This is a genomic window from Roseateles aquae (assembly GCF_032337115.1).
GTDB lineage: Bacteria > Pseudomonadota > Gammaproteobacteria > Burkholderiales > Burkholderiaceae_C > Roseateles_C > Roseateles_C aquae.
In genome coordinates, this window is record NZ_JAVXZY010000013.1 from 52,501 (window position 1) to 67,893 (window position 15,393).

Annotated in this window: 12 protein-coding genes (1 of these 12 only partly in view); 1 reads left to right on the forward strand and 11 read right to left on the reverse strand. The window is 60.5% G+C overall.

The features are described 5' to 3' along the window. The 11 genes from RQP53_RS22865 to RQP53_RS22915 all read right to left on the reverse strand — a co-directional run. Window positions 1–1,416: the start of a glutamate synthase-related protein gene (locus RQP53_RS22865; protein WP_315653031.1), read on the reverse strand. The gene continues 3,342 nt to the left of window position 1, outside the view; only the first 1,416 of its 4,758 coding nucleotides appear in the window; it begins with the start codon at window positions 1,414–1,416; its stop codon lies beyond the left edge, outside the window. A 144-nt stretch (window positions 1,417–1,560) separates the two neighbouring features. Next, window positions 1,561–2,253, reverse strand: coding sequence for a transposase (locus tag RQP53_RS22870; RefSeq protein ID WP_315653032.1), 693 nt, complete (start codon window positions 2,251–2,253; stop codon window positions 1,561–1,563). A 112-nt stretch (window positions 2,254–2,365) separates the two neighbouring features. After that, complete coding sequence (locus tag RQP53_RS22875; protein ID WP_315653033.1) at window positions 2,366–3,505, reverse strand: deoxyguanosinetriphosphate triphosphohydrolase; 1,140 nt, start codon at window positions 3,503–3,505, stop codon at window positions 2,366–2,368. Window positions 3,506–3,522: 17 nt separating this feature from the next. Next, window positions 3,523–4,632: a 3-dehydroquinate synthase gene (aroB, locus tag RQP53_RS22880; protein ID WP_315653034.1), complete on the reverse strand. Its 1,110-nt coding sequence runs from the start codon at window positions 4,630–4,632 to the stop codon at window positions 3,523–3,525. A gap of 70 nt (window positions 4,633–4,702) precedes the next feature. Then, on the reverse strand, window positions 4,703–5,263 hold the full coding sequence (locus tag RQP53_RS22885; RefSeq protein WP_315653035.1) for a shikimate kinase: 561 nt from the start codon (window positions 5,261–5,263) through the stop codon (window positions 4,703–4,705). Between the two features lie 13 nt (window positions 5,264–5,276). Further along, a complete protein-coding gene (locus RQP53_RS22890; RefSeq protein ID WP_315653036.1) occupies window positions 5,277–7,628 on the reverse strand; it encodes a hypothetical protein in 2,352 nt (783 codons plus the stop codon). Between the two features lie 50 nt (window positions 7,629–7,678). Further along, complete coding sequence (locus RQP53_RS22895; protein WP_315653037.1) at window positions 7,679–9,835, reverse strand: type IV pilus secretin PilQ; 2,157 nt, start codon at window positions 9,833–9,835, stop codon at window positions 7,679–7,681. Continuing rightward, window positions 9,832–10,377 (reverse strand): pilus assembly protein PilP, encoded by a 546-nt coding sequence (locus RQP53_RS22900; protein ID WP_315653038.1) that lies wholly within the window; start codon window positions 10,375–10,377, stop codon window positions 9,832–9,834. Before RQP53_RS22900 ends, RQP53_RS22895 begins: the two co-directional genes overlap by 4 nt. Further along, window positions 10,374–11,066 (reverse strand): type IV pilus inner membrane component PilO, encoded by a 693-nt coding sequence (locus RQP53_RS22905; protein WP_315653039.1) that lies wholly within the window; start codon window positions 11,064–11,066, stop codon window positions 10,374–10,376. The genes RQP53_RS22900 and RQP53_RS22905 overlap by 4 nt, the downstream gene beginning before the upstream one ends. A gap of 8 nt (window positions 11,067–11,074) precedes the next feature. Continuing rightward, window positions 11,075–11,677 carry a PilN domain-containing protein gene (locus RQP53_RS22910; protein WP_315653040.1) on the reverse strand — a complete coding sequence of 201 codons (603 nt, stop codon included), beginning with the start codon at window positions 11,675–11,677 and terminating at the stop codon, window positions 11,075–11,077. Then, window positions 11,674–12,753, reverse strand: coding sequence for a pilus assembly protein PilM (locus tag RQP53_RS22915; protein WP_315653041.1), 1,080 nt, complete (start codon window positions 12,751–12,753; stop codon window positions 11,674–11,676). The genes RQP53_RS22910 and RQP53_RS22915 overlap by 4 nt, the downstream gene beginning before the upstream one ends. A gap of 260 nt (window positions 12,754–13,013) precedes the next feature. On the opposite strand from RQP53_RS22915, the gene RQP53_RS22920 reads away from it, so the two are divergent. After that, a complete protein-coding gene (locus RQP53_RS22920; protein ID WP_315653043.1) occupies window positions 13,014–15,389 on the forward strand; it encodes a penicillin-binding protein 1A in 2,376 nt (791 codons plus the stop codon). Window positions 15,390–15,393 lie beyond the last annotated feature (4 nt).

Below are 15,393 nucleotides of genomic sequence, written 5' to 3' on the forward strand. Positions count from 1 at the left end.
CGGCTTGGCATCGGCACCGACGGCGATATCGTCCAGCTTGACGCGGACGTTCTCGATCCACTGCCGGTACGGGCGCGCATTGGCGAACTGGTTCTTCAGCTCTTCATCGTCAACGATGCGGCCCTGCTCCAGATCGATCAGGAACATCTTGCCCGGCTGCAGGCGCCACTTCTTGACGATCTTGTTCTCGGGAATCGGCAGCACGCCGCTCTCGGACGCCAGCACGACCAGATCGTCGTCGGTCACGCAGTAGCGCGCCGGGCGCAGGCCGTTGCGATCCAGCGCCGCGCAGACCTGGCGACCATCGGTGAAGACCATCGCGGCCGGGCCGTCCCAGGGCTCCATCATTGCCGCGTGATACTCGTAGAAGGCGCGGCGGCGCTCGTCCATCAGCTCATGCTGCTCCCAGGCCTCGGGGATCATCATCATCGCCGCATGGGCCAGCGGGTAGCCGGACATGGTCAGCAGTTCGATCGCGTTGTCGAAGGTGGCCGTGTCGGATTGATGCTCGAAGCTGATCGGGTAGAGCTTCTTCAGGTCCTCGCCCAGCACCGGCGACTTCATCACGCCTTCGCGAGCGCGCATCCAGTTGAAATTGCCCTTGACCGTGTTGATCTCGCCGTTGTGGGCGACCATGCGGTAGGGGTGGGCCAGCGGCCACTCGGGGAAGGTGTTGGTCGAGAAGCGTTGGTGCACCAGCGCGATTGCCGAGACCACGCGCGGATCAGCGAGGTCCTTGTAGTACTTGCCCACCTGATCGGCCAGCAGCAGCCCCTTGTAGATCACCGTGCGGCAGCTCATGCTGGGCACGTAGTACTCGCGGCTGTGCGTCAGCTTCAGCGCCTGGATGGCGCTGGACGCCGTCTTGCGGATCACATAGAGCTTACGTTCCAGTGCATCGGGCACGATGATGTCGGTGCCGCGGCCGATGAAGATCTGCCGGATGATCGGTTCTTTCTCGCGTACGGTGGGCGACATCGGCAGCTCGGCATCGACCGGCACATCACGCCAGCCCAGCAAGACCTGACCCTCGGCCTTGATCGCGCGTGCCAGCTCCTGCTCGCAGGCCAGGCGGGAGGCGTGCTCCTTGGGCAGGAAGATCATGCCAACGCCGTACTCGCCCGGGGGTGGCAGCACGACGCCTTGCTTGGCCATTTCCTCGCGGTAGTACTCGTCCGGAATCTGGATCAGGATGCCGGCGCCATCGCCCATCAGCGCATCGGCGCCAACGGCGCCGCGGTGATCGAGGTTCTCAAGGATTTTCAGGCCCTGCTGAACGATGCTGTGCGCCTTCTGGCCCTTGATATGGGCCACGAAGCCAAGGCCGCAGGCGTCCTTCTCATTGGCCGGCCGGTACAGGCCCTGTTCGGCCAATGCTTGAATCTCTTGGGCGTCGGGCCCTGTGGAAGTCGCCATCACCTATCTCCGCGCAAAACATCAATGCGGCGAAGATTACTGCGCTGCAGCAAATGCAACAAGCAAGAATAAATGGGGTCAGAGTGTGATTTAAAGTTTTAGTGAGTTACATCAGTTTTTATTAGGGACACAGTAAAGGCACATTCAAGCCAGTGTCTTGCGTGGGCGGCCTCGCGGTCGCGCCCGCAACGGCCTATCCCTGTCTTGAGCCAGCGCACTGAGGTAAGCATCACCCCCCAGCGGCAAGCCGCGCTGCACGGCGGCCATGAAGATGCTCCGCTCGGCCTCGCTACAGCCCTCGTCCAGCAAGCGGCTGTAGGCCAGTTCGCGCTCGAACGGGGTGTTACCCAAGGCCCAGTATTGCGGATGGTCATAGACCAGGGGATCGCGTCGGCGTCCCAGGTGGTGGGCACAGCTGGACCAGGGCGAATCACCCGCCTGCAGCGCTTCGCCAGCGGCAAGAGGCTGGCTGTCGATGCAGCGCATGGCGGCCAGCAGATGCCGCTCGGCTTCCAAGGGCGCGCAGCGGAATCGACCATCCCACAAGGTTCCGCTGCGACCATGGCGCTTGTTGAACCAGGCGACGTAGCGTCGCCCGAAAGATTGCATGGCCCGGCTGATCGCCACAGCCTGCGGCGGCGTGAGCAGCAGATGCAACTCGGAACTACACAGCGCGTAGGCGTGCATGGCCAGTTTCTGCGTGGCTGCACAGTCATGCAGGCAGGCCAGCAACTGCTCCCTGTCTCTGTCGTCACTGACGATGGCCTGCCGGTTGTGACCGCGCAGCAGCAGGTAATGAGGCTGTTCGGGCAGCGCCAAGCGGGCAAGTCGGGCCATCATGGAATCCAGTTGAGTCTGACCCCATTTATTATCAGGCAACAGTTTGATGCTGGCCACACTTGCGTTGGTGGGCCGCAAGTCCAGCTTATGCGCCCTCCCGAGCGCTGCGCTAGTCGAACAGGCGTCGACCCGTCAGTCGCTCGTGCTCTTTCAGCGCAAAACGATCCGTCATGCCGGCGATGTAGTCCGCACAGGCGCGGGCATGGGAACGCGAGCCATCGCCCCCATCGGGCAGCAAGCCAGGATCAGCCCGGTAGATCGAGAACAGCTCGCGCAAGACCTGCTCGGCCTTCTGCCGCTGCGCCTGGACTTGCGGATGGCGGTACAGCTTGGCAAAGAGAAACTTCTTCAGTGCACTGCTCTCGCGACGCATCTCGCTGCTGAAGCGGATCAAGGGCGGCGCCTGGCGTACGGCATGCTCATCCGCCGGCGCGGCGGCCTCGATGGCAGCGGAGCTGGCATCGACGATGTCGTAGACCTGCTGAGACAGCATGCGCCGTATCGTCTCAAACAACAGGCGCTTGCCCTGCAGCTGCGGGTAGGCCGACAGGGTTTCGCGCAGATAGCGGTCGACCAGTGGCACCTCGCGCAACTGCTCCAGCTCAAGCAAACCGGAGCGCACGCCGTCGTCGATATCGTGAGCGTTGTAGGCCACCTCGTCGGCCAGATTGCAGAGTTGCGCCTCCAGGCTGGGTTGAAACCCATGCAGGAAACGGTAGGCGACACCCTGCGGCTCCTGCGCTTCAAGCTGCTCGGCCTTGCTGCGCGCACAGTGCTTGAGGATGCCCTCACGGCTTTCGTAGCAGAGATTCAGGCCATCAAAAGCCGGATAGCGCTGCTCCAGCTGATCGACCACCCGCAGGCTTTGCAGATTGTGTTCAAAGCCGCCGTCAGCGGCCATGCACTCGTCCAGCACATCCTGTCCCGCATGACCGAACGGTGTATGGCCGAGATCGTGCGCCAGCGCAATCGTCTCGATCAGGTCTTCATCCAGCCGCAGGCTGCGCCCAATCGAGCGCCCCAGCTGGGCAACCTCCAGCGAGTGCGTCAAACGGGTCCGGAACAGATCTCCCTCATGGTTCAGAAAGACCTGGGTCTTGTAGACCAGGCGGCGAAACGCCGTACTGTGGACGATGCGATCGCGGTCACGCTGAAAACAGCTGCGCGTTGGCGCGTCGGCCTCGGCGTGGCGTCGCCCTCGGCTGCGGGCAGCATGGCTGGCGTAGGGAGCAAGTGCTGCGATCGTCATCACGGCTCCCGCTCGGATCAAGCCAGGTGAGCCTGAAGAACCTCGTTAACCAGCTCGTCGCTGGCACTGCGCATGCCGGCACGGCCCAAGGCTTCGATGACGACGAAACGGATCTCGCCCGCTTCCGACTTCTTGTCCATGCGCATCAGCTCCAGATAGCGCGACGTGCCCAGATCCGGCGCCTTCACGGGCAGGCCGGCCGCCTGGATCAGCCGAGTCATGCGCGTCAGGAAACTGCCAGGCATCAAGCCCAGCCGGACCGACAGATCGCTGGCCAGCACCATGCCGCAACCGACGGCTTCGCCATGCAACCATTCACCGTATCCCAGCCCCGTTTCAATGGCGTGGCCAAAGGTGTGGCCGAAGTTCAGGATCGCCCGCAGCCCCTGCTCACGCTCATCCTGACCGACAACGGCGGCCTTGATCTCGCAGCTGCGGCGCACGGCATAGGCCAGTGCTTGCTTGTCTCGCGCCAGCAAGGCTGGCAGATTCGCTTCCAACCAGTCGAGGAACGATGCATCGGCAATCGGGCCGTACTTGATCACCTCGGCCAGCCCCGCCGACAGCTCGCGGGCCGGCAAGGTGTCCAGCGTGTCCAGATCGGCAATCACCCGTTCAGGTTGATAGAAGGCCCCGAGCATGTTCTTGCCCAGCGGATGATTGATGGCCGTCTTGCCGCCGACCGAAGAATCGACTTGCGAGAGCAAGGTAGTCGGGATCTGCACGAAGGGAACACCGCGCATATAAATCGCCGCGGCAAAGCCGGTCATATCGCCAACGACGCCACCGCCTAGCGCGAACAAAACTGTCTTGCGATCAGCTGCAGCGGCCAGCAGCGTGTCGGCAATACGGTTCAGCGAGGCCCAGTCTTTGTATGCCTCGCCGTCGTCGAGCTCGAGCTGCAGAACTTGCTTGTAATGCAACTGCAGCTGTGCTTTGACGCGCGCCAGATACAGCGGGGCAACGGTTGTGTTGCTGACGATCAGGGCGGTGGCAGCCCTGGGTAGGCCAGTCCAGCTACAGGCTCGATCCAATAGGCCGCCGCCGATCAGGATGTCGTAGCTACGCTCGGCCAGTGCGATTCGGACGGCATCAACGGAAGGCAAGGTGTGGCTCAATGTATTCATCATTGGCCAGTTTAAGGCCTGCTCCAGCACACACCCTGGCACCATAGCAACCGGCAGGCGCCGACCTGCTTTAGTTGGCGGTGTTCAGCGGTGCCGACTGGCCGCTTCGGCCATCCATCACACCAGCCAGTTCCAGTTGCATCGCCACCATGTTTACCAGCGAGGCCACTGACGGCCGGCCCGTCTCGAGAACGAAATGGGCACATTGACGGTAAGCCGGGTCGCGTTGCGCATAGAGCTCCCGCAGTTTGCGCAGAGGGTCGGCCACCTGAAGCAGTGGCCGCTGAGTGTCGTGGCGCAGCCTCCGGAACAGCTCTTCTGGCGACGAGTGCAAATAGACCACGGTTGCACCTGCTCGCAGTGCCGCCCGGTTGCTCGGCCTGAGCACAGCGCCCCCGCCGGTGGCGATCACCGCATCACCGGGCTGCGTCAGCAGATCGGTGATGGCCTGCTGTTCCAGGCTGCGGAAAGCGTCTTCTCCATGTTCGTCGAAAAACTGCCGGATCGTGCCGCCGATACGCTGCTCGATCAGGCTGTCGGAGTCAGCAAAGCCAAGACCCAACTGGCGCGCCAAGCCGCGCCCGACACTGGACTTGCCTCCGCCGGGCATGCCGACCAGAGCGACTTTCAATTGAACTCAACACTCAATTTGGACTTGAGCAGCTATTGCTTATGCCGTAGGGGCTCAACGCAAACGGCGGTGTCGCCTCGGACTTGATGACGCTCAGCGGCACAGGCAGCCACCGTTCCGGCCCAAACAAGGTGTTGGGCGCACCGGCCAAGGGCATGCGCCCAAACCAAGCCGGCGGGCTGATCACGCCACTCGCGCTCGCTTGAATCGAGAACTCAACCCAGGATGCGACACTCTTCAGGAATTCAATTCGCACGGTCGCCAAGCCACTTGCGTCAGTCTTGGTGGAACCGACCATATAGATCGATACATCAGACTTGCGAGGATCAAGCTGGCCGGAACCATTGATATCTTCGCCTGCTTCAATAGTTCCATTCCGATAACCACCAATCAACGCGTCTTCGTTGGCGCAACGGATCTGCACGGATTGGACCCAAATTTTGTTCACCGTATCAAAAGACCAGTCGCCCTTGCGGTATTGCAGGAGATCAATCACCGGCGAGATCTGCACATTCGACTTCGGATTCCCGGCTGCATCAACAACCAGTACCGTGTAATCCTGTGTATACGTCAGGCCTGTTGCGCCTTCGCCAATCAGTCCATTCGTGCCAATAGAGACTGAGACTGGTTGCTCCACGATAGTCAAACTGACGCTCAAGAGCCTATTGCTAGGGCAGCTTGCAATCTGCTCGACAGAATCGTCGATTTGGTAGCAAGCAAAGACCTTGAGTTGTTGAGTCGGGCTTGAACGCTGCCCAGCCACTACGCTGAACGCTGCCACACCATTCAGATCGGAGTAGACAATCTTGTCGGCACCCGAACTGATGGTGGCATCAGTTGAAGTTGCATTGGCGCCAAATCCAATACGTGCCCGCACGTTCGCCACCGGCGCATTGTTGGCCCCCCGGAAAAGGAGGCGCATCTCCGAACGGTTGTCCGACTTGCCAAGCGCATTCACCGCGACGACGTTGGGCGTGGCAGTAAACGTAGCGGACTGGATCGTGCCAACTGCAACCGGAACCGCAGCATTGATCTGCACGGTACTGGCAACTCCGATCCCCCCTGCTGCCGCAATGATGGAGGTCGGGCCGCTGCCTGCAGCGACGTAGCTGTACACCCACTTGCCCGAACTATCGGTGGTGCCAGCACCACCAAGCCCGGATGGCCCGGTAGCTGTAATCGCAAAGTTCGGCATCGGATTGCCGTTGATGTCGGTCAGCGTGTATTCCACCGTGCCGGCATCACCTGCATTCAAAGTGCCAGGCTGCAAGGTGGCCTGCAACTTGGCCCCATTGACTGAGAACGCAGCTGTGCGCTTCAGTGTCTTGCTGGTGGCAGTCACGGTGACCAGGCGATTCGAGCGATCAGAACCAATGCTCACTGTCGCCTTGATTTCGCCCTTGGCATCCGTCGCCTTCGCAGATGGCACCAGCACGGCGTTGTTGTCAACCGCAAAGATCACTTCGACACCGGCTGCGGCATTGCGGTTGGCATCCACGGCGGTAACTACGACATCGACGGTATCCAAACCGGAATTCCCGACGGTCAGCTTGTTCAATGTCAGGCTCAGGTCGGAGGCGACGCCGACCGAACCAGTTGCGGCGTCCACCACATCGAAGCTCACCGAGCGCGTCACTGTTCCACTACTGACCGTCAGCGCAACCCGGCGATTGGTATGGTTGTTGCCGAGCGAGACCTTGGCGTTCAACTGCCCCGAGGCCGCGTCGGTGGAAGTTGCACCACCATCAGCCTGAACAAAGGCATCACCAACGTCAACAATCCGCAGAGATACAGGTACCCCGCCAATCGCCGACCGATTGGCATCAAGTGAGGTCACTGTCGCAGTCAACTGCTCTGAACCATTGTTGGCCATCGTGGCTTTGGACAGCACCACGGCCAGGTCAGCGACCTTGCTACCGTTCACTGCATCAACAACGTTGAAGCTGAACTTCTTCGAGATCGAACCCGAGGTCGCCGTCACATTGATGGTACGGCTGGTACGGTCAACCAGCGACACTTTCGCCAGCAACTGACCGCTGGCTTTGTCAGTGGTCTTGGCCGCCGGAATGACGATGGCGCCCGCGTCGACCTCTACGGTCACCGGCACTTCCGTACCGATGAGCGCAGCGTTTCCCTGTGCGAGTGCTGTGATCGTCAAGTTGACGACATCAGAACCCGTATTCGGAATACTCGTCTTGTCAGCGACGATCGCCAGGTCAGTCAAAGTGCTCGGCGTTGTTCCGCCGCCACCGCCCAACACTGGCGTGCCTGCACTCCCCCCGCCCCCACAGGCGCTCAGCAGCAGTGACAGTGATGCGCCACAGGCAAGCAACCACCGTCCGCCGGCTTGCAATATCGTCTTCATTTCATTTCTCTCCTTGCACGATGACTGTCACAGCCATCTGCCTACTCAGCTTAGCGGACCGTCACCCGGTCACTCACGACCTTGGGCGTGATGAAGATCAGCAATTCCGTTTTGTTGCTCAGACGCGCATTGTTGCGGAACAGGTTGCCGACAATCGGCACATCGCCGAGCAAAGGCACCTTGCGCACATCATCGCGCTCTTCAATGGTGAAGATGCCCCCAATCACAACCGTGCCGCCGTTCTCAACAAGCACCTGTGTCTTGACATGCTTGTTGTTGATTGCATAGCCCTGTGGTGTCAGGTCACCGCGGCTGTCCTTGTTGACGTCAACTTCAAGAATCACGTTCCCCTCAGGCGTGATCTGGGGCGTCACTTCCAGCTTTAAGTTCGCCTTCTTGAAAGTAACGGCCGTTGCACCGCTTGAGGTCGCGGTCTGATAGGGAATTTCTTCGCCTTGTTCAATCAGCGCCTTGACCTGATCCGCTGTGATGACACGTGGACTGGAAACAATCTTGCCCTTGCCATCGGCTTCCAGCGCTGACAGTTCCAGATTCAAAAAGCGATTGGCCGTCGCATTGAACAAGGACAAGGCAAAAGTCGCTGGCAAGGTGCCCTGCACGCTGGATGCGGGCAGATTGATGAACTGCGTGTTGGCGTAGTCCGATTTGGGCGCCTGAAGCGTCTGCGAGCCAACAGCGGTGTAGTTGCCGCCAATCGTTACGTAGTTGCTGCCACCGACGTTGTAGCCAGGCACACCACCATTCAGGCCGCGCACATCTGAAGCGCCCAGTTTGACACCCAGGGCGCGGCCGAACTTGTCGTCCGCTTCGACGATGCGAGCCTCGATCAAAACCTGCCGAACCGGCACGTCTATCTTGGCGATCATCGACATGATCTCTTCCAGCTTGGAGGGAATGTCGGTTAGGAACAGTTGGTTGGTCCGGCTTTCAAAGATGACACTGCCGCGCGAGGACAGAATGCGCGTGGCATTGCTACCGCCGCCGCTCTGCCCCGAGGATTGCCCGGTCAAGCCCTTGGCGACTTCCTCCGCCTTGGTGTAGTTCAACTGAATCGACTGCGTACGCAGTGGCTCCAACTGAGCGATCTGAGCCTTGGCTTCCAGATCAACCTTTTCCTTGGCTGAGAGCTCATCCTTGGGCGCGATCCACAGCACATTCCCGGACTTGCGCAGTCCGAGCCCCTTGGCCTGCATGATGATGTCCAGCGCTTGATCCCAAGGGACATCCTTCAGGCGCAGCGTCACACTGCCGGTGACCGAATCGCTGGTCACGACGTTGAAGTTGGTGAAGTCGGCAATCACCTGCAGCAACGCGCGAACTTCAATGTTCTGGAAGTTCAGGGAAAGCTTGTCACCCGCAAATCCGGGGCCAGCCACCAGCTTGTTAGGGTCCACCTTTTGCGGCCTGACTTCAAGCACGAACTGGTTGTCGCTTTGGTAGGCGCTGTGTTCCCACGAGCCCTTGGGCTCGATCACCATGCGCACCTTGTCGCCGTTCTGCGTCGTCGTCACCGTTTGCACCGGGCTGCCGAAGTCTGTCACATCGAGGCGACGCTTCAGGCTGTCAGGAACACTGGAGCGCAGGAACTCGACGACCAGATTCTGGCCAACCTGCTGGATATCGACGCCAACCTGGTTGCTGGGCAGATTGACCACCACCCGACCGGCACCATCCTGTCCACGACGAAAATCGATATCCCGCAGGGCCTGTGGCGCATTGTTTAGGCTGGCCGCGAAATGCACTGCGTCACCACTGCTGGCCGTCGTGGCAGCCGACTGAGCAGCGTCGAGAATAATGACCAGCGCCTTATCCTCCAGGCGAGCCTTGTATCCCGAGGCCTGACGGAGATTGAGGACGACACGGGTTCGTTCACCTGCCTGCGCCACGACAGCGGAACGTAGATTGCCCTGGTTGATGTCGACAGCCGAACGCCCCATGCCGTTGACGATGCCGGGCAGATCAATGGCGATGCGCGGCGGGCTTTGCACCGTGAAGCCGCGAGGCAGTTCGCTCAAGCTTTCGGATAGCTCGATGCGGATCAGCTCGGTACCGGCCTGCTGCACGCTGTTGATGGCACGAATGGCGTTCTCCGCCCACGCCTGCATGGACAGGCCCAGAGCCAGGCACAGCCCCAAACCTAGACTGCGCGTCATCCTCATGTTCTGCGTCTCCTGGCAAATACTCATCGTCCCGTCTCCTGAAGTTGGAGTGTGCTGGTGCGCTCCACCCATTCGCCAGCAGCATCCTGGACGACTTCTCGCAAATTGATTTCCGTCTCTGAGATCTTCACCACCCGGCCGAAGTTCTGGCCGATGTAGTCGCCCGCCTTGACCTGGAACAGCAGCTTGTCCACCTTCAGCAGGGCATAAAGCCGGTTCTGCCGGTTCAGACTGCCCACCATGCTCATGCTGTCCAGCGGATAGGCTTCGAGCGGCTCGCGTCGTCGGCTCATCTCGGCGGCCAGCAAGGAATTCGGCTGAGTGGCTTCTTGCTTGATCGCCACGCTCAGCTTTTGCGTACTGAAGGGATCAACAGTGCCGGCACTCTCATAGGGCTGCGGCAGGAACTTCTTCGGCGGCAAGAGCGGCTTCACCGTCGCTCTCGCGGTTCGCCGCTGCTGCTCCATCCATTGACGCTGTTCGTCAACGTCTTCTGCGCAGCCGCTCATAGACGCCACGACAGAAATCGCCGCCAGCGCGCGCACCGAGCGCCAGAATACAGCCTTCATTTCTTCGCTCCCGCGGCACGGGCACTCTTCTTCTGTTCCTCGACCTCGCCCGTATCGAGGTAACGATAGGTGCGAGCCGTCGCCTCCATCGCCAGGGTCCCAGAAGCGACGTCCTTGCCAGTTGGTGCAACGATGCTCAGGTTGTGCAGGGTCACGATGCGCGAGAGATTGGAGATGTCAGCGGTGAACGCACCGATATCGTGATAGCGCCCAGACACCCTCAGCGAGAAGGGCAGCTCGGCATAAAAGTCTTTCAGCACCACTTGACCGGGGCGAAACAGCTCGAACTGCAGGCCACGGCCAACGCCAGCCTGGTTGATATCTGACAGCATCGCGTCCATCTCGGCCTTGCCGGGAAGCTGCTTCTCGAGCTGGGTCACGTACTCCTCGACCTGACTCTTTTGCTTGCGTAGCTCGGGCAGATTGACCGCCTGCGAGAGCTTTGCGCTGTAGTCCTGGCGCAGTTTGGGCTCTTTATCCTTTTCAGCATCCAGTGCTGTCTGGACGTCGGAGAGCACCAACACCCAGCCCAGCACCATCACGACAATGGTCACGAGCGAAAAGGCGGCCGCCTTCGGTGCTGCGGGCCATTGACCGGGTTCATTCGGATTGAGGTCGCGAAACTGGTCAGAGATGTCCTCGAACCAGGCGTTGACATCAAAGTTCAACGATTTCGACTTGGTCGCCATGCTTGTCTTCAGCCCTTCTTCTGGCCCGGAGTGCCCGGAGCAGGCTCGGCCTGCGGCGTCTTGATCAGCACCTTCATCGAGAAGTCAAACAAGCGTTTCTGGTCACGGGTATTGGCAGCCACATTGGCCAGCCTCACTTCCAGCAGTTCGGGCTTGTCCAGCCACTCGGAGCTGCGCGTCGTATTGCGCATGAACTCGGACACGCGCTCGTTGGTCTGAGCCAGACCAGTGAGCGTGATGACCTTGTCGGCTTGCTTGATGCTAGTGAGATACACGCCCTCAGGAACCAGCTTGGCCAATTCATTGAGCAAATGCACGGGCGTATTGCGATCAGCCTGCAAATCCTCAACCTTGCTTTGCCGGGATTTCAGCGATTCGATCTCAGCCTTGAGATTAGCAATGTCCTTGATCTGGCCTTCCAGGCGCGTGATTTCATTGCTGAGGTACTGATTGCGGACGGCCTGTTGCGCAGTCAGTTGCTGCAGCACGAGCATCACCGCCGCCACAACCAGTGCCCCCACCAGGGCAGACAGCGCCAGCCCGGCAAAAAACGCCGTCTTGCGACGCTTGCGCTTCTCTTCCCGGTAGGGAAGCAGATTGATCAGAATCACTGGAAGAACCTCCGCATCGCCAGACCGCAGGCGGTCAGATAAGCGGGAGCCTCGCGCTGCAAGCGAACTTCGCGCACCGAGGAGCCGAGCGCCATGTTTTCAAAGGGATTGACCACCATGCAGGCAAACCCCGTGAGTTCGGTCACGCGGTCCTTGAGGCCAGGCAAGGTTGCAGTGCCGCCGGCGATCATCACGTAATGCACTTTGTGGTGCGGCGTGCTGGTAAAGAAGTACTGCAGCGCGCGGCCGATTTCCTGCGAGAGGCTGTCAACAAAGGGCTGCAGCACAGCGGTTTCGAAATCCTCAGGAAGATCGTTGCTGAGTTTCTTTTGTTCAGCCTCTTCAAAAGAGAATCCGTACTGCCGTGAAATCAGCTGTGTCAGTTGCGAGCCACCAAAGGCCTGATCACGGTCATACAGCATTTCGTCATCGCGCAGCACCTTGAGACTGGTGGTATCGGCACCGATTTCAAACAAAGCCACCAAGGCGTCCTTGCCGCCACCCGGCAGATTTGAAACCAGGCGGCCCACGGCAAGCCGAGAAGCGTGGGACTCGATATCGAGCACCACCGGCCGCAAGCCTGCTGCCTCAGCCAAACCCTGGCGATCCTGGACCTTGTCCTTGCGTGAGGCGGCAATCAACACCTCAACGTCGCCGACCGAAGTCGGACTCGGCCCAATGACGCAGAAATCCAGACTCACCTCATCCAACGAGAATGGGATGTATTGATTGGCTTCGGCCTCGACCTGGATTTCCAATTCCTCTTCACGCAAGCCGGCTGGCAGCATGATTTTTTTGGTAATCACAGCCGATTGAGGCATGGCCAGCACCGCATCGCGGGTCTTGGTGCCGCTGCGAGCGACGACACGCCGCACCGCATCAGCGACCTCGTCGAATTTTTCGATCTGACCGTCAGCAATCCAGCCGCGCTCGAACGATTCCATGGCGAAGCGCTCAAGCACCAGATCGCCACTTTTGCTCTGACTCAACTCGACCAACTTGACACTCGATGAGCTGATGTCCAAGCCGATCACGGGTGGATGCTTGCGACCCAGCAGTACGTCAAGTATTCCCATGACGCGATCTCCCAACGCGCGCGCTCGTGCGCCGGACTGTTAATAAGTTACTTGAATGCTAGCAGCAAAGCCTTTGACGGCCCAACCTTTCACGCCAGCAGAAGGTAACACCACGTTGCGAAACATACACGCGTCGAGTGCCGACAAAGCCTTGAAAAACGGGCCTCCAGGGAATTCCCTGCCCCAAAAATGTGCAGCAGCTGACTTACCGATCTGCAACAGATGCGCTTTCTATAATGCGCCGCACTGACTGGAACCTCATGAGCCAAGCCGCGAAAAAGTCTGCGAAGTCGCAAGAGTCGAATACCGCCGATGGCGCAGAGCGGCGAGGCAGCAGCCGTCTCGGTCGCGGACTGCTATTGGTCTTCAGCCTGCTGGCCGGCTTGGCGGGAGCAGGTGCCCTGCTGGCGGGCCTGGCGCTGGCTGTGGCCTACCCGAATCTGCCTGACATCTCCGGGCTGACAGACTATCGCCCCAAGCTGCCCCTGCGCGTCCTGTCGAGCGACGGCGTGTTGCTTGGCGAATTCGGTGAGGAACGGCGCAACTATCTGCCCATCGGCAAGATTCCCAAGGTCATGCAGGATGCGGTGCTGGCCATCGAAGATGCTCGTTTCTACCAACATGGCGGCGTCGATTACCTGGGCATCGTCCGGGCCGGCCTCGCCAACGTTGGCGAAGCGCGCAGCCAGGGTGCGTCAACGATCACCATGCAGGTCGCGCGCAATTTCTATCTCTCGACCGAGAAGACACTGACGCGCAAGATCTACGAAATCCTGCTGTCGCTGAAGATCGAACATGCGCTGAGCAAGGAAAAGATTCTCGAGATCTATATGAACCAGATCTTTCTGGGGCACAAGTCCTACGGCTTTGCCGCTGCCAGCGAGGTCTATTTTGGCAAGCCGCTGAAGGACATCAGCGTGGCCGAGGCCGCCATGTTGGCCGGCCTGCCCAAGGCACCATCGGCCTACAACCCAATCAACAACCCGCGCCGCGCCACGGTGCGCCAGCGCTACATCATCGACCGGATGCTGGAGAACGGCTATATCAACGAGGCCCAGCACGCCGCGGCCAAGGCCGAGGTGCTGCGCTACCGGCAAGTCGCGGAGTCGAGTTCACATGCAGAGTTCGTGGCCGAAGCCGCCCGGCAGCTGATCTTCAATCAGTATGGTGATGAGGCCTACAGCCGCGGCTTGGACGTCTACCTGACGCTCAAGTCAGAAGAGCAAAACACCGCCTACCGGGCCCTGCGTCGAGGCATCATGGATTTCGAGCGGCGCCAGGTCTATCGCGGCCCCGAGGCCTATGTTGACCTGCCGGCCGACCCCAAGGAGGTGGACAGCCGCATCGCCGAAGCACTGGGCGATCACCCGGCCAACGACGAGTTGCTGGCCGCCGTCGTGCTCGAGGCCGATCCGAAGAAGGTGCAGGCGGTGCTGCAAAGCGGTGAGGCCATCAGCATCAGCGGCGAAGGGCTGAAGCCCGCTACCTCGGGCCTGTCTGAGCGCGGCAATCCGAAGACGCGCATCCGGCGCGGGGCGGTGATTCGCGTGATCAAGGGCGCCAAAGGCGAGTGGTCCGTCACGCAACTGCCCGAGGTCGAAGGCGCCTTTATCGCGATGGATCCGCGCGACGGTCGCATCCGCGCCATGGTCGGCGGCTTTGACTACGCCAAGAACAAGTTCAACCACGTCACCCAGGCCTGGCGTCAGCCTGGCTCCAGTTTCAAGCCCTTCATCTACTCGGCCGCGCTTGAAAAAGGCTTCACGCCCAGCACCGTGGTGAATGACGCGCCGCTGTTCTTTGACGCCACCACAACGGGCAGCCAGCCCTGGGAACCGAAGAACTACGACGGCACCTTCGATGGCCCACTGCCCTTGCGCCGCGCGCTGGCCAAGTCCAAGAACATGGTCTCGATCCGCGTGCTGCAGTCGATTGGCGTGCACTACGCCCAAGACTGGATCACCCGCTTCGGTTTTGAGGCCGACAAGCATCCGGCCTATCTGACCATGGCTCTGGGCGCTGGATCGGTCACGCCGATGCAGATGGCGCAGGGCTATGCGGTCTTTGCCAATGGCGGTTATCGGATTGCGCCGCAGCTGATTGCCAAGCTGACCGACCACAAGGGCAAGCTGCTCTATGAGGCGCCGCCACAGGCACTCGATGAATCGGCCCGCGCCATTGAGGCTCGCAACGCCTTCATGATGACCAGCCTGCTGCAGGAGGTCACGCGCAGCGGTACGGCCGCCAAGGCTCAGGCCCAGCTGAAGCGCCCCGATATCTATGGCAAGACGGGCACCACCAACGATTCGATGGACGCCTGGTTCGCCGGCTACCAGCACGAAGTCGTAGCCGTGGTCTGGATCGGCTACGACCAGCCGCGCAAGCTCGGCGACCGCGAAACCGGCGGCGGCCTGTCGCTGCCGGTCTGGATCGAGTACATGACAACCGCCTTGCGCAATGTGCCCGTCAGCGAACCCAGCGCCCCCGAAGGCGTGATGCAGGCCAATGGCGAGTGGTACTACGACGAATATGCCGGCACGGCCGGCGTCCGTGCGCTGAGCAATGACGACAGCGGCGTGCCTCGCAGCGGCACCGAGGAAGAAAAGAAATCCATCCTCGACCTGTTCAAGCGCTGAGCGC